This is a genomic window from Herpetosiphonaceae bacterium (genome assembly GCA_036374795.1).
Lineage (GTDB): Bacteria > Chloroflexota > Chloroflexia > Chloroflexales > Kallotenuaceae > LB3-1.
In genome coordinates this window covers 22,476-43,319 of sequence record DASUTC010000237.1, presented here as the reverse complement: position 1 = coordinate 43,319, position 20,844 = coordinate 22,476, and the positions used below count along the sequence as shown (strand labels likewise).

Below are 20,844 nucleotides of genomic sequence, written 5' to 3'. Positions count from 1 at the left end.
AGCAGTTTGGTCGGCCCATCGCCGAGTTCCAGGCGATCCAGTTCAAGCTGGCCGAGATGGCAGTCAAGATCTACACGATGGAAGAGATCGTCTATCACTGCGCCGCGCTGGTGGACGCCCGCAAGCCGGCCACGATCGAATCGTCGATCGTCAAGCTCTACTGCACCGAGTCGGCGTCGCAGGTGATCGACGAGGCGATCCAGATCCATGGCGGCATGGGCTTTAGCCGCGAGCTGCCGCTGGAGCGCATGTACCGCGACGCGCGCGTGACGCGCATCTTCGAGGGCACCAACGAGATCCAGAAGCACGTGATCGCCCGCGAGCTGCTGAAACAGGTCGGCTACAAGCCTAAGGGCTAGTCGCTCGGCGGGACAATCCATCGGCGCGGACAGGACGACCGCACAGGCCGTCCTGTTTGCTTAAGGTGACGGATTTTGATTCAGAAGAAGTAGAGGCGTGATGGATCGGATTCAACTCTTCACGATCGGCTTTACCAAGAAATCAGCAGAACAATTCTTTAACGGGCTCAGCCGCGCGGGTGTTAGACGGCTGATTGACGTGCGGCTCAACAACACGTCGCAGCTTGCCGGGTTTGCCAAGAAAGAGGATCTGGCCTACTTCCTGAAAGCGATTTGCGGCATAGATTACGTGCATCTGCCCGAACTTGCGCCTACTGCCGAGATTCTGGAATCTTACAAGAAGCAGAAGGGCGTTTGGGCGGTGTACGAGCGAAAGTTTCTGGATCTGATCGCTCAAAGACAGATCGAGGCTACGCTATCTCAAGATTTGCTCGACGGCGCGTGCCTGCTCTGTAGCGAGGATAAACCGCATCACTGCCATCGCCGCCTCGTCGCGGAGTACCTGAGCCAGAAATGGGGCAATGTCGAGATCCGGCATCTTACGTGAGCGGTTGGAACCAGGTCTGATAGCTGTTTAATGGCGCGCTTCACAGGAAACACCCAGGACGATCACGCGATCATCCTGGGTGCGGTCGTTGACGGCGGTTCGCGCTACACGCCCTGCTCCAGCACATAGTGCGGCTTGATACGCAGAATCACGCGCGTCTCGTCGGCGCGGCGGAACGGATACGATTCTTTTCCCAGATACTTCTGGGCCATACGATCGATATGCTCGTCGGCTCCCTCGTGGCGCTGCTCGACGACGGTGCCGCGCACAACGGCATACCGCCACGGGTTCTGCGAGTCGACGACGCTCACGGCGACCTTGGGATTGCGGCTGGTGTTCTTCGTCTTGAGCCGCCCCTCGGCGGTGTTGATCAAAATATGACTACCATCCGGCTCGACATCGACCCAGACGGGCGTGATCTGCGGCGAGCCGTCGGTCATAACGGTCGCAAACTGAGCAAGCTGCGGCTCCTGTAAGAGCTTGATCCCACCTGGCGAAAGCTTGTCGATCTTCGGCATTGTCTCCTCCTCATGCTCGCGGCGACGGCGATCACCGTCTATCACCGCTCCCACATATAACTTAACTAATATTATAAGCTTATTTTAGTATAGCGCCAGCTTTGAACGAGCGCATTCAGCCTGGACTCTGCATGGCATATGCCAGCAGGTATGGTATACTTCGGCACACATCTGTTCGCCTGTCATCCGCCAGCGATCATTGCCCATCTTCTCCCATGTACGGCGTGCCGTCGCCTAGAAAGAGCAGCACATGCTCCTCCGTCTCCTGGCTCTATTTCCACTCGTGTTGTCTCTGGTTCCTGTCTCGGCGGGCCAGCAGCTCCGGCCAAGCGCCGAGCAGATCTGCTTTCCGGGCGTGCCCACCATCGTCGATTGTGTCGACGCGGCGTTTCGTGACTTCTGGCTGCGCAGCGGCGGGCTGCCGGTCTTTGGCTATCCCATCGGCCCGGCCCTGCCCGATGAGACGGAGCGCGGGCCGCGCACCAGCCAGCACTTCGAGCGCTATCGTCTTGAGGCCCATCCAGATCTGCCAGTGCCCTACACCGTGCAGCTTGGGCGGCTGGGCGCGGAACGTCTGGCGCAGCAGGGCCGCCCGACGCAGCCTGTGGTCAAAGCTGTGTCCGGCTGCCGCTTTTTCTCGCAGACCGGACATAATGTGTGCGGCACGTTCCTGGCCTACTGGCGCAGCCACGGGCTGGAGCTGGACGATGCGGGGATGTCGGAGCGCGAGAGCCTGGCGCTGCTTGGCCTGCCGTTGACGGAGCCAACGCTGGAAACCAATAGCTCCGGCGACCGTGTGCTGACGCAGTGGTTCGAGCGCGCCCGGCTGGAAGATCACGGCGGCACGATCTTGCAGGGCTTGCTCAACGTCGAGGCGCGGGCGGCGCTCACGCCTCCATCGCCGCCGCCCGGCTTTGTGACGATCAGCGGCAACCGGCTTGAGTTGCATGGACAGCCGGTGCTGTTGAAGGGCACCAACTACTATCCCGCCGAGCATCCCTGGGGCCTGATGTGGACCGAGTGGGACGGTCCCGCCGTCGATCGCGAGCTTGGCCGTGCCCGACGAGAGCTTGGCATCAACACCGTGCGCGCCCTGGTGCCCTACCGCACCAGCGAGGGCTGGACCGACGGCCAGGGCAATATTCCGCCGCAGATGTTGGAGCGGCTGCGCCAGTTCGTCCAGATCGCGGGCCGCCACCAGCTCAAGGTGATCGTCACGCTCTTCGACTGGCACGATAGCATCGCGGCGGCAGGCTCGCTTGAGGAGGCCTACGATCTGCGCTACCTGCGCACGATCGTCGCCGCGTTCAAGGACGACGATCGCGTGCTGGCGTGGGACCTGCACAACGAGCCCGATAACTACGGCTCCTGGCTCGAAGGCAAGGCTCCGGCGGTGGTGGACTGGCTGGGCCGCATGGCCGACGCAATCCGCGTGCTCGACCGGCACCATCCGATCACGGTCGGCGTGGGCAGGTACGAGAGCCTGTGGCAGGCTGCGCCGAGCGGACGCACGATCGCTCAGATCAGCGACATCATCAGCGTTCACGAGTACACGCCCGGCAACCTGACGGCGATCGCTGAGTCGATCCGCGCGCGCACCACCAAGCCGGTCCTGCTCGAAGAGTTTGGCTGGGCCAGCGGCCCTGAGTGCCGTAATATCTTCTTCGATACGCGCTACCAGCTCTACCTGTACTACGACGAGCCGAGCCAGCACGAGGTCTATCGGCGGGCGCTGGAGATCGCCACGAGCAGCGGCTTTGTCGGCGTCGTCGGGTGGTGGCTGCAAGATCCGCCCGCCACGCTGCCCTACTCGGTGGACGAGCAGGGCCACTTCGGTCTGTATCGCCGCGACGGCAGCCCCAAACCGGCGCTTGCCGCGTTTCGGACGCTGCGGGTTCCCGCGCTGCACAGCACCACGACCAGCGCCCACGACCTGACGAAAGTTCAGTATCCGCCGTTCCCGCCCGCGCACCAGCCGCGCACCTTCGACGATGGGATCGTCCTGCGCGGCGATTTCAAGTACTTCTGGGATTTCTTCGGCGGCGAGGCCGTCTTTGGTCGGCCACTGACGCTGGCCTATCGCGATCATCGCGGCATCGTCGTGCAGTATTTCGAGCGGGCACGCTTCGAGCTGAACGAGGAGGACGATCTGCCGCCGCTCGATCCGCTGTGGGCCGAGGGACAGACGCCCGACATCTATCTCGATCGTGTCCACCTGTCGCCGCTGGGCCGACAATCGCTCGGCGAGCAGACCGTGCCCCGCGTTACCGATCCCGGCCTGCCGGGCGTGCGCTACTTTCCGCAGACCGGGCACACGCTGCGCGGCGCGTTTCGGGCACTCTGGGAAACCCACGGCGAGCGCTTCTACGGCCCGCCGATCTCGGAGGAGTTCGAGGAGCTGCATAACGGGCAGCGTGTGCGGGTGCAGTATTTTACCAACTGGCGCTTCGAGCGGCGCGGCGACGGCCCGATCCAGTACACGCCGCTGGGCAAGGATCTGCTCAAAACGCGCAAGTGCCCGACGCCGCTCAACCCGCAGCCGTAGCCCACAGCGCTCGATCGATGCAGCGCGACGGATGCTTGCGCCGTCGCGCTTTGCTTATGGTTGTGAGGCGCGGATCGAGGAAGATTGAGTTTTTCTTCACATACGCCAAAAGACCATTGAGAAATTAATCACAGCTTTGTATACTGGTTGCATTGGATTTGCTATCCTGGCGCAGCACCAGGGCGCATGTTTGAACAGCCGTCCATGCGCTTCTGTATAGAGAAGCGACCGAGAGCGGCTGCCGCTTCGGGAATCGGAGATGAGTATGAACGGCACGGCCACGTATGATGTGATTATCGTCGGTGCGCGGATTGCGGGCACGGCAACAGCAGCCCTGCTGGCGCAGGAAGGCTTTAAGGTGCTGCTGCTCGAAAAAACAACCTTTCCCAGCCCAACCGTCTCATGTCCGGTTGTCTTCGGCAACGCGCTCGAAGTGCTGAGCCGCTTCGGGGCGGAAGAGGTGGTCGATCGGCTGGGCGCTCCCAAGCTGCGGCTGTACGGCACCGACTATGGGTTTGTGCGCGTAGCCGCTCATCTGCCGCCCTACAAAGGCCGCGACTACGCCTACTCGATCCAGCGCGAGCGGCTGGACGAGGCCGTCGCACGACACGTCGAGCAGCTTCCCGGCGTGACGTTGCGCGAGGGCTTTAGCGTCACCGAGCTGTTGCACGAGTCGGGGCGGGTGGTCGGGGTACGCGGGCGCGAGCAGGGCGGGGCGATCGAAACGATCCACGCGCGGCTGGCAGTGATCGGCGCGGATGGGCGCAACAGCGCGGTGGCGCGGATGGTCGGGGCGCGCGCCTACGATACGAAGCCCGCGCACTCCTACCTGTACTATGCGTACTATCGCAACGTCACGCCGCTGGACGAGCCGAGCGCGATGGTCTATCGCAACCGGCCAGGTACGGCTCTGCTGGTCTTCGACGCCGATCAAGAGCTGACCGTGCTGTCGATCGCGGCGGTCGATCCGCCGTTCGAGCAGGCGCGCAAAGATCCAGAGGCCGCCATGCAGCGCGTGCTGCGACAGGTGCCGGAGGTCGCGGCGCGCTTCGAGCAGGCCGAGCGGGCGACGCCGATCGTGGGCCTGGCACCCTTCGGCATGTTTCGGCGGCAGGCGTACGGTCCAGGCTGGGCGCTGGTGGGCGATGCGGGCGTGCGGCTCGATCCGGTGACAGGCCAGGGCATTTATCAGGGCTTGCACACCGCCGAGCTCCTGGCGGACGCGCTGGTTCAGGTGCGCGACGGCAGGCCGTGGGGGCAGGCCATGAGTGAGTTCCAGCGTCTGCGCGATGCTCATAGCAAGGCCGCCTACGATTTTGCCGCCGTCCAGAGCCAGCTCACGCCGCAGCCCTGGCTGTCGCGGCGCTTGCTCAAGCACATGGCCGCCGATCCCGCGCTCGCCACGTACTATTTTGGCACGGCCAACGGCGCGACTCCTGCCGAGGAGAACTTTAATCTGTGGAAGGCGCTGCGGCTTGCATTCACGCCCGTGCCCCGGCGGCAGCGCGCGCCGACGATCGCCTACCACGGGCGAAAAGGTTGAGGGCTGTGGTCGGCGCGTCCGTCTGGGCTTATAGCGTCGTCACGGCCTGTTTGAGCGCCTCGATCTGCCGCGTGTGTGTCGTCAGATGCAGATGGGCCATCGTGAGCGTTTGCCGTACGCTGATCGGTCCCGCTATCGGGTGATAAAACACCGCTCGTCTGGCGCTGCGCGGCGTGAGACTATCGATATAGCGCTGCAACCAGCGGTGGTTCTCCGCCCACTGCGCTCGTAGCTCAGGCAACGTCGGCCGGCCATCCGGCACCATCTCAGGCGACGGCGTGCGAAACGGTATGCTATAGCCCAGCACCAGCAGCACCACGGGATAGCTCATGTACTGGCGCAGGGTGGGTCGCCGCTCGATCAGCGCGCCGAGGTCGGGCATACCGCACATCACGGACCGCTCCGACAGCACGAGATGCTGTACGACCTCCAGAATCGACCACTCGGTCGGCGCGGGCTTGAAGCTCAGTTGTGCGAGCGAGAGCGCAGCCACATCGTCCAGAAGCACGAGGCTCCGGCGGTGCAGCTCAGCGCAGCGATGTTGAAGATGAACAAGCATAGCGACGGTCTGAGTTTAGCGGCACTCCATAAAGTCAGCTCTAAGCTTTACCACACAAGCATCATAGAGGAAAACGCGAATTTTCGCCAGGTTCACCGCTATCCGCTGAGATGGGCATTTGACGTATTTCCGCACGTCACCCAGATCACATGTGGTGGCGTTCCATAGCGATCCAGAAGTTGTGGAAAATCGCTATCTTTCGTCAGCACAATTACCTGCTCTCGCCGCGCAGCCATGAAGATCTCATGATCGGTGGCATCGCGTAAACCAAGATCGCGCAACGCAACCGCAGGTACACCCAAGGTCGTGGTGATCCAGCCGCAATAGCAGGCGAACGGTGGGCATCAATCCAGATGCTCAGGCAGCCAGCACGGGATGATCCAGGCGGCGTGAAGCATAGCGGAGCGCAGCCAGGATGTCTTCCGGCTCAAGATCCGGCAGTTCTGCCAGCACGTGTTCAGTGCTTGATTCGGCAGCTAAGAGATCGAGCATATCTATGACGCGGATGTGCATACCACGAATGCATGGGCGTCCACCACATTGGGCAGGGTTGACATTAATGCGTTCCAGAAGATTTGCCATCATCGCTCTCCGTGCGCAGCCCTCCAAGTCACCTCAACAGCATAACATAAAACGAGACTCCGAGGAGGGAGTGGGAATACCGAGGCCGAACGTTTGTTACCTTGCTCCGCTGTTCCCTCGTCCCCCGCTCACTCCCGCATTCGCGCAGTGACCGTCACTTCCTGGGTCGAGCCGCCCACGTCGAGCACCTCGAACTGACCGGCGAAATCGAGGCGCTGAGCCAGCTCGGCGTTGATGCGCTGATCGAGTCGCTGCGTCAGCGGCCCTGCCAGATTCACTAGCCCGCTGACATCCGCCGCCTCCGTGACTACCTGCACGCCGCTCTGGGCGGGCACGATCCGCATACGCAGCACGATCGTCTGGCCGCCGAGCAGCACCGTATCGCCGCGCAGCCGGACGATCAGCAGCGCGCCCGGATCAAGCTGAACATACGGGTCGCGGAGCGTCACCAGCGGCAGCGAGACATCGCGCAGCCCCTCATCGATCAGCCGTTGCAACAGGTCGCGGGTCAGCGAGAGCGTCAGGTCGGGCAGCTCGCCGGACGCCGCGAGTAGCTTCTGCTCAGGAGCGCGCATCAGCAGCCGCAGCGTGATCGTCAGCACCAGCAGCGTCAGCAGCCCACCGACGAGCAGGCCAAGTCCAAACTGTGCCATGACCAACCTTTGGCCCAATAGCGCCTTCATCATGGCGACTATCCGCGCAGCAGATAGACCGCGACGACCAGCGCGGCAAGGCCGATGCGATAGACGACGAAGGGCAGGAAGCTATTGTTTTTAAGGTAGCGCAGCAAGAAGCCGATCGCCAGCACGCCGACGCCGAAGGACATGCCGATGCCCAGCCAGAAGGCCGACGATTGCAGCGCCGCCGCGTCGATGTCCTTGAGCTTGACCAGGATCGCGCCAAAGGTGATCGGCATCGACATCAGAAACGAGAAGCGCGCCGCCGTCTCGCGCTGGAGGCCCATCGCGCGGCCCATCGTCATGGTCGAGCCGGAGCGCGACACGCCTGGGATAAAGGCTAGCGCCTGCGCCAGGCCGATCAGCAGCGCCTTGCGCCCGTCGATATGCTCCAGATCGTCGCGCTGCGGCGCGCTCCGATCCACGATATACAGGATCACGCCCATCGTCGCCAGCGCCGCCGCGATGATCAGCTCTTTGTCGCGGAAGAAGTCCGCCGCGTACGTGTCGAGCACAAAGCCGATCGCCGCGCCGGGCAGCGAGGCCACCACCAGCAGCCAGAAGAGCCGTCCGTCGGGCGTTTGCGGACGCGGCGCGTGCAGCACCAGTCTGATCCAGTCGCGCCAGAAGAAGCCGACCAGCGCCAGCAGCGTGCCCGCGTGGAGCGCTACGTCGTAGGCCTGCGAGTTGAAGAAGGAGCCGGGATCGTTCCAGCCGAAGAGCCAGGGCGTCAGGATCAGGTGCGCCGACGACGAGATCGGCAGGAACTCACCGAGGCCCTGTACGATGCCGAGCGTCGCCGCGATGCGATGATCGCCGCGCAGCACCAGCGCCAGCGCGATCAGGCCGAGCAGAATCGCCACCGGCAGCGTCGAGAAGAAGCGCGAAACGCGCGGTGGATGGGCCGCAGCATCGGTGTTGTTAATCGTCGTCGGTCTATTCATCGCTGTTCCTTTATCGTTCAGGCTGGTAGTCGTTGGCTTAAGAACCGGCGGCATTGTACCACGCGGCTGCGCCAACCTGGCTGCGACGCTGCGGGGCCGGATCGATGGCCTCCAGCGCGCAGCGCCCGTCTCCTGCCTGTACGTGCGGTAGAGCAGCGTGCCGAGCGCCGCGACGCCGACACATCCTGCGGTGATCCATCCTGCGTTCATCCAATGCCTTCCTGAGCATCCCTGTGCCTGAAACAGCGCGCGGCTCCCGTGCCGATGGTGTACGGGAGCCGCGCAAAACCTCAAGTTTGAATTGTGCGAGGGATTACGCCTGCTCGCCCACGGGCGCGACGGTTGGCGTTTCGGCCAGCTCGTCGGCCTCGCGCTTGGAGCGCATGACCGCCCAGGCGATACCCGCGATCAGCGCGACCATCGCGATTACCGTCATTGCGCCGGGCGCTGTCGCGCCGTTGACGCTGACCACGATCGGCGCGACGATCAGCGCTACCAGGTTGATCACCTTGAGCAGCGGGTTGAGCGCCGGGCCGGAGGTGTCCTTGAGCGGATCGCCCACGGTATCGCCCACGACCGCCGCCTTATGCGGCTCGGAGCGCTTGCCGCCGTAGTTGCCCTCTTCGATGTACTTCTTGGCGTTGTCCCACGCGCCGCCAGCGTTCGACATGAACACTGCTAGCAACTGGCCCGTCAGAATCGTACCGGCCAGGAACGCGCCCAGCGCCTCGACGCCCAGCAGGAAGCCGACGACGATCGGCGAGAGCACGGAGATCACGCCGAGCGAGAGCAGCTCGCGCTGCGCCGCAGTAGTCGAGATCGCCACCGCGCGGGCGTAGTCGGGCTGGACGCGGCCTTCCATCAGGCCCGGAATGCGCAGCTGGCGACGGACCTCGTTCACGATCATCGCGGCGGCGCGAGCCACGGCGCGGATCGTCAGCGACGAGAAGAGGAAGGGCAGCGCGCCGCCGATCAGCAGGCCGATAAAGACATTCGGCAGCGCCACGTTGATGCCGCTCAGCACAGGAATACCCGCCTGGGTCTGCGCGCGGTTCACGTCGGCGAAGAACGAGCCGAAGAGCGCCACCGCCGCGATCACCGCCGAGCCAATCGCCACGCCCTTGGTGACGGCCTTGGTGGTGTTGCCGGTCGCGTCCAGATCGTCCATCACGTCGCGCGCCGACTTCTCCAGGTTCGACATCTCGCCGATGCCGTTGGCATTGTCCGAGATCGGGCCGAAGGCGTCCATCGAGATCGTGTTGCCGGTCAGCGACAGCATGCCGATGCCCGTCAGCGAGACGCCGTAGAGCACGGCGATGAAGCCAGCGCCGCTGAAGATCAGCACCGAGGCGAAGATCGACGCGGCGATCACCAGCGCCGCGTAGACGCTCGACTCGTAGCCCAGCGCCAGGCCCGACAGGATGTTGGTGGCGGAGCCGGTCTGCGAGGCGCGCGCCGTCTCACGTACCGGCGCGAAGTGCGTCGAGGTGAAGTACTCGGTCAGCCGGTCCAGCGCGATTGCCAGCACCACGCCCGACACGATCGCCAGGAAGGGCCGGAAGTCCACGCCGCCAGTGCCCGCGTTGGGATAGACGAACGCGATCAGCAGCGTGCCAGCGACCGCGACCGCCGCCGAGAGGTAGAAGCCGCGATTCATCGCCTTCATCGCATTGCGCTCGGTTTCGGTGGTCCTGACGACGTAGGTGCCGATGATCGACGCCACGACGCCGACGCCACGCGCCAGCAGCGGGAAGATCAGGTAGTAGGGATTGAAGCCGCCGCCCGCCGCCGCCTCGGCGGTGCCGAGCACGATGCCGAGGATCATCGCCGCGACGATCGTCACCTCGAACGACTCGAAGACGTCGGCGGCCATGCCCGCGCAATCGCCCACGTTATCGCCCACGAGGTCGGCGACCACCGCCGCGTTGCGGGGATCGTCCTCCGGCAGACCGGCCTCGACCTTACCCACGAGATCCGCGCCCACGTCGGCGGCCTTGGTGTAGATGCCGCCGCCCACGCGCATAAAGAGCGCGATCAGCGAGCCGCCGAAGCCGAAGCCGAGCAGCGCGTCGGGGGCAGAGATGCCATAGAACAGGAAGATCAGCGTGCCGCCGAGCAGGCCCAGGCCCACCGTCAGCATGCCGGTGACGGTGCCGGAGCGGTACGCGACTTCCAGCGACTTGCTGTAGCTCTTGCGCGAGGCCGCCGCGACGCGCACGTTCGCCTCGACGGCGACGGTCATGCCGACGTAGCCGACCGCGTACGAGAAGAGCGAGCCCATTAAGAAGGCGATCGTGCGACCGACGCCGATCGCCAGCCCTGCGTTCTCCTCGCCCCAGACCTCGATCGCCTCAGGCGTCGGCGGGATCAGATACACACTCAGGAACAACAAGACCGACAGCACACCGATGGCGATGGCAATCGTGCGGAACTGGCGCGCTAGATACGCATTCGCGCCTGCTTTGATCCAACCCCAGACCTCACGCATGCGCTCAGTGCCAGTCTCATACGCCAGAATTTGGCCGCGCAGCCACGCGGCATAGACCAGACCGGCCACCGCCAGCGCGAGCACGATCCAGATTGCAGTTTGCTCGAAACCGCTCAAGCCGTGCAGCCCACGAAAAACGTCCAACATACCTACTCCTTGTCGTCCTGTTCTTTCAGGATGGTTATATGTGTACGACGACGGCGTTGTCGCCGAGAAAACCTGCACGTGATAGAAACCGTGGCGCGATGAGCGCGCCAGCGTTAATCGGTTGCGTCGGTTGTTCCTGTCTGTGCGCTATATGTTTCAACAAAACGTCCCCAGCGGCAGTGCTCATGCTCTGAAGCTGCCACCGGCGATCGTTACATCAAAACCAGTTGTAGCAAATTGTGAGTACTACGCGCTGTCGGATACGCACAATCCCGGCGTCGCCTCGGCGCTCACGGCTGGCCTGGGCTGACGCAACAGGGGATGATCCCACCTGTCGGCGGCATCGTTTTGTGCGCACCGGATTTTAGCATATATCTGCTTGGATTGTAAAGAATAGTACAAAGTCTCCGCAAAACTGAAGGCATGCCAATGCGGGAGCCTGCGCGACGCTTCGCGCTGGATCGGGAGGCTGTCTTCGAGCCGACGCGATCGACGGGGCTGAGCGCCGAGATGCGTAGATGGTACAATAGTCTCAGCCGATTGGGAACCGGCAGCGCAGCCGGGTACAGCGACGAATCGCGCTGCGCCTGAGCCTCTGCCGCCTCGATAGTGCCGATGTGGTTAGCCGGAAGGAAACGACGATGCCGATTGTCGCCGGGAATGATCCCAAGCCTGCCAAAGAATCCAAAGGCTCCGGCTGCGGATGGTTGATCTTTCTGCTGGTCTTCTTTTGGCGTCCGCTCTACAACATGATCCGCAGCGTCGTCAACGGGCGGATCTCCGATCAGCAGCTCTTGATTATTGTCGGCGGCGTGGTCGCGCTGGTGGTGCTGGCGCTCATCGTGCAGCGGGTGAATCGCTCGCGGCAGGGCAGCGCTGCCAGCCTGCCGCCATCCTACACGCCGCCGTCGACTCTCGCGAAGAGCTACCGGCAGCTTCAAGTGCCGAGCGAGCCGTTCATGCCGTCCGCGCCGCGCTTCGAGCCGATCATCACCGGCAAGGTGGTGCTGGCCGGAATCATGTTATTCTGGATCTTTGGCGGCATCGGCCTGCTGCTGATGTGGCTGAGCTAGCCCTTGCGTGCGAAGCCGGGGGTCGGGGGTTGTCCCCCAAATAAGACCCTTTTTGGAGCAGACTGAAAGATTGAGCTGCGCGCCGCAGGGCTCAGACGCATGGACGAGCGCCGCCGCTACAGGCTATGCCGGAGATGTTAGACCAGATGCCAGATTTCGATCGTTTTGCGCGCTATTACGATGCCGACATGGGCAGCTTCGCGGATGATCTGCCGTTCTACCGTGAGCTGGCGCGGCGCAGCGACGGCCCGATCCTCGACGCGATGTGCGGCACCGGGCGGGTGATCGTTCCGCTGGCGCAGGCCGGTTTTCAAAGCGTCGGCCTCGACATCGCGCCCGCAATGGTTGCGGCGGTCGAGCGCAAGCTGACGCGGCGACGACTTGGCGAGCGGCTGCGGGTGGTGCAGGGCGATATACGCAGCTTCGAGCTGGCCGAGCGCTTCGGCCTGATCCTGGTGCCGCTCAACTCGTTTATGCATCTTGAGACAGTCGACGATCAGTTCGCGGCGCTGCGCTCGATCAAACGCCATCTCCAGCCCGGCGGCATGCTGGTCCTCGATCTCTTCAACCCCGATCCGCGCGACATCATGGCCGATCAGGGCGCGCTGGTCTATGAGCATACCTTCACCAGCGCCGAGGGGCTGGCCGTGCAAAAATATGTCGTGCGTCGCACCGACTGGGCCGAGCAGCGGCAGACGGTCGCGTTCATCTACGACGAGCTTCAGGCCGATGGGCGGGTTGTGCGCTCGGTGATGCCGTTTGTGATGCGCTGGTTGTATCGCTTTGAGGTCCAACATCTGCTGGCGTGCGTAGGCCTTAACGTCGAAGCGGTCTATGGCGATTATGATCTTGAGCCGTATACCAGCGATAGCCCTCAGTTGATTGTTACTGCACGCGGGACTTGACGACGACGCTGTCGGCTCTCGGCAACCTGTCGCGTGCCATCTTGATTGACGCTATGTATCAAACCGAAGCCGATCTGCGGGAAGAACGCACCCGCCGTCTCCTGTATCTCCTGTTCGCCGCCAGCATGCTGATTTCGGCGGTCATCTGTGGCCTGATCCTGTTCTCGATCCTCGCGCCCGCCCAGGGAAAGCGGCTGCTCGGCGAAGAAACCGAGTTCGTGGTCGGCGAGGTCGCGCAGGTGCCGGTGAAGCGGCTTGAGCTGAGCAAGCTGATGCCGAACAGCCCGCAGTGGAGCCAGGATATTATTTTCGTGATCCGGCAGCGCGACGACTCGTACCGCGCCTTTCTGGCGCTCGATCCCAAGACCGGCTGTAAGCTCAACTGGCGCAACGAGGAGTTTATCGACGATTGCTCGCAGACAACCTACACCGTGTCGGGCCGTAACAAGTCCGACGTGACCACGCTGGCTTCACAGCCGCAGCATATGATCGAGCTGCCGGTCGAGACGCAGGGCGGCGATGTGTATGTGCTCGATCGGGTGATGCACCGCGATCGACGCTAAAGGCCGATAGAACAAAGAACAAACCGAAGGAACAAGGGGTCAAAAGAACAGGGGAACAAAGAACGCGGAATTGGGCACCGATTCGCCCTCTCCTATGACAATGGGAGCGGAGTGCTGAGCGCAGCGAAGCGGGGTGAGGGCCTCCAAACTCCATACTTTGAACGTGAAACGTTGAACGTGCGCCTTGAGCGCGTGCTGGTGCCAATCCTTGGTCTTGATCCTGCTGCGATCGTCGTGCCCTGATCTTCTCAAGCATGCTGGATGAAGCGGTGTGCGGCCTGGGTGGCTGCTTCGCCCGTGTAGGAGCATACTACGTCGTATGGCTGATGTTGAACAACTATCTCTGGAGCACCAGGGCCATCTTAATCTACTCAGCGAGCGGCTGCTGGCACAGCGCGCGTTGATCCTGGCCTCGAATCGCGGGCCGGTTGAGTTTCGCCATAACGAGCAGGGGCAGATCGAAGGATCGCGCGGCTCAGGCGGCCTGGTGACGGCGATCTCGGCGGTCAGCCGGCTGACCGCGCCGATCTGGATCGCTGCGGCGATGACCGATGCCGACCGCGAGCAGGCGGCGCAGGCCAGCGGCGAGCTGATCCACTGGCAGACCGACGACGCGCGCTTCGATCTGCGCTTTGTCACGCCCGATCCCGACGATTACCGCCAGTACTACAACGAGATCGCCAATCCGCTGCTGTGGTTTTTGCAGCACTACATGTGGGACGCGCCGCGCACGCCGAATATCACGCAGAGTATGTGGGATGCCTGGCGCGCCTATGAGCGGGTGAACGCGGAGTTTGCCGAGACGATCATGCAGGAGATCGAGCGCGCCGACCGTCAGGCGCTGGTCTTGCTGCATGATTATCACCTGTATCTGGTGGGCGGCATACTCCGCGAGCGCATCGACTCGCGCACGCTGCTGAGCCTGTTCGTGCATATTCCCTGGCCGGGGCCGGATTACTGGGCGCTACTGCCGCAGCAGATGCGCGAAGCGATCCTGCGGTCGTGCTGCGCGCTCGACGTGATCGGCTTCCAGACCAACCGCTACCGGCGCAATTTTTTGAATACCTGCTTGGCCTATCTGCCCGATGCCAGGATCGGCTATAACGAGCAGACGGTCGAGCTGAATGGGCATACCGTCTACGCGGGCGTGTATCCGATCTCGATCGACGTGCCCGCGCTGCAACATCTGGCCGAGACTTCGCCCGTGGTCCGCGATCATCGCTACCGGCTGCGTGGGCGGCTCGGCGATCAAACGATCGTGCGCATCGATCGGGTCGAGCCAAGCAAAAATATTGTGCGCGGCTTTCAGGCATTCGAGCTGATGCTGGAGAAGTATCCTGAGCATCGCGGGCGGGTGCGCTTTCTGGCGTTTCTGGTGCCGTCGCGGCTGGGCGTCGAGGAGTATGGCCGCTATCTGGAAGAGATCATGATTGCGATGGGCTGGATCAACACGCGCTACGGCACCGGCGAGTGGAGTCCGATCGAGCTGTTCGTCGGCGACGACTACGAGCGCGGCGTTGCGGCGATGCAGCTCTACGATGTGCTGCTGGTCAATCCGATCATCGACGGCATGAACCTTGTCGCCAAGGAGGGCGTCACGGTCAATCCTACCGGCGGCGTGCTGATCCTGTCGGAGGGCGCGGGCGCTGCCGAGCAGCTCGGCTCTGCGGCGCTGATGGTTTCGCCCAGCGATATTGTCGGGACGGCAGAGGCGCTCCACGCGGCGCTGGTGATGCCGCTGGCCGAGCGCTACCGCCGATCGGGCGAGCTCAGGCGGCTGGTGGCCGAAGAAGATATTGCGATGTGGCTGTACCATCAGTTCGAGGATTTTCAGCGGCTGCTCGGCGCGGACGAGGTGGGCAGCACCGCCCAGGAGCAGCCGCCGGAGATCGCCGTCGACAGGAACGGGGCGCAAGATCTATCCGAGGTGGGTTCCGTACACACGGCTGGCGCTGCCGATCTGTAGGCTTCGAGAGGCAATAATGCACGGGCGACTCGATCGAGTCGCCCGGTTGCGTTTACGGGTCGCTACGGCAGAATATAATCCTCTGTCTCGCCGTACTTCCAGCTCCCAGCCGGGCCGCTGCCAACGCGCGCGGCAGGCCAGGTGGCGGGTGTCTCGCTGATCGTGATGCGCGCCCACTGCGGTCGTCCGCTGCGGATCGGCAGGATGTTGGGCGTGGTGAAGACGAACGTGCCGGGACCGGGCAGCGCAATCATCTGATTCTTGACGGCCCACTCATCGGCGACCATCCCGTTGCAGCCTGGCGTGTCGCCCCACCTGCCGTTGCTGTTCCAGTCGGCCCAAACGTTGACGAAGACGTTGGTAGGAGCTCCCGGCAGCACGTTGACGACGTAGTTCACCGGCATGCTCTGGCAGGTGCCGAAGAGCGGCCAGTTGATTCCGTCGTCGAACTTGTCGTTGTTGGCGGTGTTGGCGGGCGGATTGATGTTGTTCGCGCCGTCACAATCGCCGCCTATATCGGCCTGATTCTCACATGAGATCGCCGGGCCGAGGTGGAAGAGCAGCGACAGGTTTTGATGGAACGGTCCGGTCGGCTGCACGCCGCCGAAGAAGACGGTCGGGTAGTTGGCGGGCGGCCCGGCAAGCCATGCGGTCATGCCGACGCCAAAGTTGTTGGTGCTGGCGGGCGCGTCGCCCAGGTCGCCGCCGGGTGTGGCGTAGGCCGGTTGACTACCGGCGACACCAACGGCAAGGCCCAGAGCAAGCACGAGCGAGAGCGGGCGGAAAAGCGTTGTGAACCGACGACTCGGTAGGCTGAACATAGGCGCTTCCTTCGGGCTAAAGAGGTGATCGTGGGCGGCGCGACGTGGGGGAGGCGTCGCGCGTACGTGTGGCGGCTAGCTACGGCAGAACATAATCCTCCGTCTCGCCGGACTTCCAGCCATTCATCGGGCCGCTGCCGACGCGCGCTGCGTTCCAGGTAGCGGGCGTCTCGCTCAGGGTGATGCGCGCCCATCTGCGCTGGGTGATCGGATTGGGCGAGGCGTTGAACAGCGGTGTGGAGAAGAGGTACACGCCCGGTCCCGGCAAGGTGATCGCCTGGTTCTTGACGATCCACTCGTCCACGTTCAGCCCACCGCAGGCAAAGACATCGCCCCAGCGCCCGCTATTGTTGAAGTCAACCCACGAGTTGACATAGGCGGTTGTGGGCGCTCCCGGCAGGACTGTTACCCAGTAGCGGAACTGCTTCTGCTGGCAGAAGGTGATACCGCCCATCGGCGTCCAGTCCGGCCCATCATCGCCCCTGTCCTGGTTCGCGGTGTTGGCGGGCGGGCTGATGTTGTTTATGCCATCGGCATCGCCGCCGACATCGGCCTGGCCCTCGGCAGTGATCGTGCCGCCGACGTTGCCGTTGCCCAGGTACATGACCGTTGGGCTGTTGAAGTGCTTGGGTCCGGTCGGCTGCGCGCCCGCGAAGAAGACCGTCGGGAAGTTCGCCGGGGGGCTGCCCGGATAATATTGCATCACGACGCCAAAGTTGTTGGTGCTGGCGGGCGCGTCACCAAGATCCGGGTCGGTGGTCGCCGCGCCGACGGGCTGGCCCATGGCCGTGACCGAGAGCGCGAGGCCAAGCACGAGCGCCGACAGGAGCGGACGTTTCGGCTTGAGGCCGAGTGGACGAAGATGCAGATGAGGCATCAGCATACTCCACATACTCCTTGTTGCAAGAACAGGGCTTTGCGTTAAAGACGTGCGATCCGCGCAGCACCTTTCCATGCTCCTGGCTCGTCCTTGTGAGGGTACCTCTTTGCAAAGTTGCGAAGGCTGGTACAATGATTGCAGAGCGGTCCCTGTCGCGCCGATGTGACAGCGATGCTCACACCCCGCCTCCCGTTCCTCCCGTTGGTAGAAGGAGCCGCCATGACGTTTACGACGATGACCGACGTTCGCAGCGCGTTAACGTCTCAGCAGTACATCGCCACCGATGACATCTCGACGGTTGTGTTTCTAGCCGAGAAGCTCGGCAAGCCGCTGCTGGCCGAAGGCCCCGCCGGTGTCGGCAAGACAGAGCTGGCGAAAGCCTGGGCCGCCGCTACCGGGCGCGAGCTGATCCGCCTTCAGTGCTACGAGGGCCTGGACGAGACGAAGGCGCTGTACGAGTGGGAGTACGCCAAGCAGATGCTCTACACGCAACTGCTGCGCGATCAGCTCCGCGAAACGCTGGCAAATGCCTCGTCGCTGACCGAGGCCGCCGACCGGCTGGCTGCCGAGGAGGATGTCTTTTTCTCGATGCGCTTTTTGTTGCAGCGCCCCCTGCTGCGGGCGATCCTGTCGCCTGAGCCGGTGGTGCTGCTGATCGACGAGATCGATCGCGCTGACAGCGAGTTCGAGGCGTTCTTGCTTGAGGTGCTCAGCGATTTTCAGGTATCGGTGCCGGAGCTGGGCACGATTCGCGCCAGGCATCATCCCGCCGTGTTTCTGACCTCCAACAATACCCGCGAGCTGTCGGAGGCGCTCAAGCGCCGCTGCCTGTATCTCTTCGTGGACTATCCCGACGAGGAGGCCGAGCTACGGATCGTGCGGCTCAAAGTTCCCGATCTCGCGCCCAAGATCGCCCAGCAGGCGGTTGAGCTGGTGCAGAAGCTGCGCGGCCTGGATCTGAAGAAATCGCCGAGTGTCTCCGAGACGCTGGACTGGGCGCGCGCGCTGGTGATGCTCAACGCCCGGTCGCTTGATCGCGAGACGCTCGACAATACGCTGACGGTGCTGCTCAAGCACGAGAGCGATGTCCAGCGCGCGCGGCGGGCGATGCAGCCCGGTCGCGATGCGGGGCGGCTCGGACGCTAGCATGCCGACAGTTCAATATTCGACGAACACGAAATGTGACACTCGGAACCAGGGTGGCTGACGTTTTGGTAGCGATGCTACGTTTGCGCGAGCGATCGATGCGTAATAGCCTGCGACGATACCCGGCATCGATCGTTCTTTTTTGGTAAACGCCTATGGATGATCGGATTGTCGAATTTGTGCAGGCGCTGCGCGGCGCTGGCGTGCGCGTGTCGCTGGCGGAGAGCGCCGACTGTATGCGGGCGCTCGAAACGATCGGCGTGCAAGATCGCGAGGGCTTCAAGTCCGCGCTGCGCACGACGCTGGTGAAAGAGCACGCGGATTTTCCGACCTTTGACGAGCTGTTCCCGCTCTTTTTCAACGTGGGCACGCCGCCGATGCAGCAGATGCAGGGCGCGGGCAGCGGCCTCGACGAGCAGCAGCAGCAGCAGCTCTCGGAGGCAATGCAGCAGATGATGCAGCAGCTTAGCCAGAAGCTCCGCGAGCTGCTGCAGCGCCTGATGAACGGCCAGCAGTTGTCGCGCGAGGAGCTTGAGCGGCTGGCGCAGCAGGCGGGCATGCAGCGGATGTCGAACATCACGCCCTACGCGCGGCGCTATGTCGAGGGCCATATGCAGCGGCAGCTTGGCCTGCACCAGTTGCAGCAGTTGCTTCAGCAGCTTGAGGCGGCGCTGCAACAGCAGGGTATGGGCCGCGAGGGCCGCCAGCGCGTGCAGGAGATGGCCGAGGGCAACGCCGAGACGCTGGAGCAGCAGATCGAGCAGTATGTCGGGCAGGGCCTTGCGCGACAGCTTGCCGAGCAGATGAAGCGCGATCCGATTCACGATCTGGCGAATCGACCGATCGATCAGCTTAGTGCCCGCGAGATCGAGATGCTGCGCGACGAGGTGCGGCGCATGGCGGCGCGGTTGCGCACCCGCGCGGCGCTGCGCAATCGTCGTCACCGGGCGGGCACGCTGGATGCCAAGGCGACGGTGCGCAGCGCTCAGCGCTACGGCGGCGTGCCGATCGAGCTAAAGTTTCGGCGCAAGCGGCTGAAGCCCAAGCTGGCGGTGATCTGCGACATCTCGACCTCGATGCGGCCCCACGCGACGTTTATGCTGACGATGATGTACGAGCTGCAAGATATTGTCGCGCGCACGCACTCGTTCGCCTTCATCGACGATATTCACGACATCACGCAGGATTTCGTCGGCCAGCGGCCCCAGGTGGCGATCTCCGAGGTGCTGCATCGTATTCCGCCGGGCTACTACTCGACCGACCTGGGCCATAGTCTGGCGACGTTCTGCCGCGATCATCTCAGCATGGTCGATCGCCGCACGACGGTGATCGTGCTGGGCGATGGCCGCAACAACTACAACGATCCCCGCCTGGATTGTATCGACGTGATCAAGCGCCACGCGCGGCGGGTGATCTGGCTGACGCCGGAGCATGAGCGGCTGTGGGGCACCGGCGACAGCGATATGCCGCTGTACGCGCCCAGGATGGACGCCGTGCATCATGTGTCCACGCTGCAACAGCTCGCCAACGCGATCGATCGCCTCTTGACTGGGGGGTAAGCCGGAGGAACAAGGGAACAAGGGAACAAAGAAGGTCTGCGTTTTGTTCCTTTGTTCTTTTGTTCAGTTCTCGGTTCTTGGTTCTTGGTTCCGGGTGCCAGGCGGGTGCCAGGCGGGTGCCCTCTGGGCATGGGCACCCGGCATGGGTACCCCGCGCCTCGGTTCTGCGTCATCCGGCCACAGCAGCTCCAGCCGGTTGCCCCACGGATCGTAGGCGTAGAAGCGCCGGTATCCGGGCAGATCCGCGTCCCAGGTGACGGGCACACCGGCGGTTTCTAGCCGCTCGGCCAGGGCGTCGAGGTTGCGCACGAGCAGCGCGGGATGCGCCTTGCGCGCCGCCGCGAATGGCTGCTCCACGCCGATATGCAATCCCTGCGCGCCGACTTGAAACCAGACGCCGCCCCGGCCCGCGAGAGTCGCCGGTTTGGGTAGCTCCGGCAGGCCCAGCAGCCCGCCGTAAAACTCGCGGGCGGCATCCTCGCAGCCCGCGGGCGCGGCAAGCTGCACATGGTCGAGGCCGACGACTTCAAATGGTTGTGTTGTCATGCTGCTGCTCAAAACTCAGAGCTCGAAACCAAACCCAGAAACAAACAGAACAAAGAACAGCGGATTTAAGCCCTTTGTTCTTTGTTCTTTGTTCGTCTCTGGCGAGGTTGGCGGTGGGTCTAGCCCAGGAGCTTCTCGATGCGCGGCACGTAGTATGATTTCGGACCCGCGCCCTGGATGCGATCGACTTCCTTGCCGTTCTTGAACATAATCAGCGTCGGGATCGCCATGATGCCGAGCTGCGAGGCGTAGCGCTGCTGCTCGTCGGTGTTGACCTTGGCGATCACCACTTTGCCATCGTATTCGCCCGCAAGCTCTTCGAGGATCGGCGCTACCGCGCGGCATGGGCCGCACCAGGGTGCCCAAAAATCGACGATTACGGGCTTGTCCGATTTCAGCACAGTCTGCTCAAAATCCGCGTCGGTCACTGCGACCGTTTTGCCTGCCATTGTTACCTCCTCAAGCTGTGGATCTTC

The 20,844-nt window shown here is 63.3% G+C and carries 20 protein-coding genes; 10 read left to right on the top strand and 10 right to left on the bottom strand.

Features of this window, described 5'->3' with window-relative positions:
• A partial coding sequence (locus VFZ66_17665; GenBank protein HEX6291018.1) for an acyl-CoA dehydrogenase family protein occupies positions 1-359 on the top strand: 359 nt, incomplete at its 5' end.
• 100 nt (positions 360-459) lie between these two features.
• Positions 460-906, top strand: coding sequence for a DUF488 domain-containing protein (locus VFZ66_17660; protein ID HEX6291017.1), 447 nt, complete (start codon positions 460-462; stop codon positions 904-906).
• Between the two features lie 104 nt (positions 907-1,010).
• On the opposite strand, the gene VFZ66_17655 is transcribed toward VFZ66_17660, so the two are convergent.
• A complete protein-coding gene (locus VFZ66_17655) occupies positions 1,011-1,424 on the bottom strand; it encodes a PPOX class F420-dependent oxidoreductase (protein HEX6291016.1) in 414 nt (137 codons plus the stop codon).
• Positions 1,425-1,674: 250 nt separating this feature from the next.
• Between VFZ66_17655 and VFZ66_17650 the strand changes: the two genes are divergently transcribed.
• Together VFZ66_17650 and VFZ66_17645 are read left to right on the top strand one after the other, a co-directional pair.
• Positions 1,675-3,969 carry a cellulase family glycosylhydrolase gene (locus VFZ66_17650; protein HEX6291015.1) on the top strand — a complete coding sequence of 765 codons (2,295 nt, stop codon included), beginning with the start codon at positions 1,675-1,677 and terminating at the stop codon, positions 3,967-3,969.
• 265 nt (positions 3,970-4,234) lie between these two features.
• Positions 4,235-5,512: an NAD(P)/FAD-dependent oxidoreductase gene (locus tag VFZ66_17645; protein HEX6291014.1), complete on the top strand. Its 1,278-nt coding sequence runs from the start codon at positions 4,235-4,237 to the stop codon at positions 5,510-5,512.
• Between the two features lie 28 nt (positions 5,513-5,540).
• Here the strand turns inward: VFZ66_17645 and VFZ66_17640 are convergent, their stop codons facing one another.
• The 5 genes from VFZ66_17640 to VFZ66_17620 all read right to left on the bottom strand — a co-directional run bounded on the left by VFZ66_17640 (position 5,541) and on the right by VFZ66_17620 (position 10,909).
• Positions 5,541-6,020, bottom strand: a complete 480-nt coding sequence (locus tag VFZ66_17640) for a DinB family protein (protein ID HEX6291013.1) — start codon at positions 6,018-6,020, stop codon at positions 5,541-5,543.
• A gap of 408 nt (positions 6,021-6,428) precedes the next feature.
• Positions 6,429-6,656 carry a DUF433 domain-containing protein gene (locus tag VFZ66_17635; GenBank protein HEX6291012.1) on the bottom strand — a complete coding sequence of 76 codons (228 nt, stop codon included), beginning with the start codon at positions 6,654-6,656 and terminating at the stop codon, positions 6,429-6,431.
• 125 nt (positions 6,657-6,781) lie between these two features.
• Complete coding sequence (locus VFZ66_17630; protein ID HEX6291011.1) at positions 6,782-7,306, bottom strand: hypothetical protein; 525 nt, start codon at positions 7,304-7,306, stop codon at positions 6,782-6,784.
• Between the two features lie 38 nt (positions 7,307-7,344).
• Complete coding sequence (locus tag VFZ66_17625) at positions 7,345-8,484, bottom strand: undecaprenyl-diphosphate phosphatase (GenBank protein ID HEX6291010.1); 1,140 nt, start codon at positions 8,482-8,484, stop codon at positions 7,345-7,347.
• Between the two features lie 103 nt (positions 8,485-8,587).
• Complete coding sequence (locus VFZ66_17620) at positions 8,588-10,909, bottom strand: sodium-translocating pyrophosphatase (GenBank protein HEX6291009.1); 2,322 nt, start codon at positions 10,907-10,909, stop codon at positions 8,588-8,590.
• Between the two features lie 641 nt (positions 10,910-11,550).
• Between VFZ66_17620 and VFZ66_17615 the strand changes: the two genes are divergently transcribed.
• The 4 genes from VFZ66_17615 to VFZ66_17600 all read left to right on the top strand — a co-directional run bounded on the left by VFZ66_17615 (position 11,551) and on the right by VFZ66_17600 (position 15,416).
• On the top strand, positions 11,551-11,982 hold the full coding sequence (locus VFZ66_17615) for a hypothetical protein (GenBank protein ID HEX6291008.1): 432 nt from the start codon (positions 11,551-11,553) through the stop codon (positions 11,980-11,982).
• A gap of 146 nt (positions 11,983-12,128) precedes the next feature.
• Complete coding sequence (locus tag VFZ66_17610; GenBank protein ID HEX6291007.1) at positions 12,129-12,887, top strand: class I SAM-dependent methyltransferase; 759 nt, start codon at positions 12,129-12,131, stop codon at positions 12,885-12,887.
• 53 nt (positions 12,888-12,940) lie between these two features.
• A complete protein-coding gene (locus VFZ66_17605; protein HEX6291006.1) occupies positions 12,941-13,450 on the top strand; it encodes a hypothetical protein in 510 nt (169 codons plus the stop codon).
• 319 nt (positions 13,451-13,769) lie between these two features.
• Complete coding sequence (locus VFZ66_17600; protein HEX6291005.1) at positions 13,770-15,416, top strand: trehalose-6-phosphate synthase; 1,647 nt, start codon at positions 13,770-13,772, stop codon at positions 15,414-15,416.
• 62 nt (positions 15,417-15,478) lie between these two features.
• On the opposite strand, the gene VFZ66_17595 is transcribed toward VFZ66_17600, so the two are convergent.
• Positions 15,479-16,237, bottom strand: coding sequence for a GEVED domain-containing protein (locus VFZ66_17595; GenBank protein HEX6291004.1), 759 nt, complete (start codon positions 16,235-16,237; stop codon positions 15,479-15,481).
• A gap of 79 nt (positions 16,238-16,316) precedes the next feature.
• Positions 16,317-17,120, bottom strand: coding sequence for a hypothetical protein (locus VFZ66_17590; protein HEX6291003.1), 804 nt, complete (start codon positions 17,118-17,120; stop codon positions 16,317-16,319).
• 216 nt (positions 17,121-17,336) lie between these two features.
• Between VFZ66_17590 and VFZ66_17585 the strand changes: the two genes are divergently transcribed.
• The gene (locus VFZ66_17585) at positions 17,337-18,263 is read left to right on the top strand and encodes a MoxR family ATPase (protein HEX6291002.1); all 927 of its coding nucleotides are present in this window, start codon (positions 17,337-17,339) and stop codon (positions 18,261-18,263) included.
• A gap of 155 nt (positions 18,264-18,418) precedes the next feature.
• Positions 18,419-19,822 carry a VWA domain-containing protein gene (locus VFZ66_17580; protein HEX6291001.1) on the top strand — a complete coding sequence of 468 codons (1,404 nt, stop codon included), beginning with the start codon at positions 18,419-18,421 and terminating at the stop codon, positions 19,820-19,822.
• A 63-nt stretch (positions 19,823-19,885) separates the two neighbouring features.
• Here the strand turns inward: VFZ66_17580 and VFZ66_17575 are convergent, their stop codons facing one another.
• Positions 19,886-20,368, bottom strand: coding sequence for a VOC family protein (locus VFZ66_17575; protein ID HEX6291000.1), 483 nt, complete (start codon positions 20,366-20,368; stop codon positions 19,886-19,888).
• A 119-nt stretch (positions 20,369-20,487) separates the two neighbouring features.
• Positions 20,488-20,817, bottom strand: coding sequence for a thioredoxin (gene trxA / locus VFZ66_17570; GenBank protein ID HEX6290999.1), 330 nt, complete (start codon positions 20,815-20,817; stop codon positions 20,488-20,490).
• Positions 20,818-20,844: the final 27 nt, after the last annotated feature.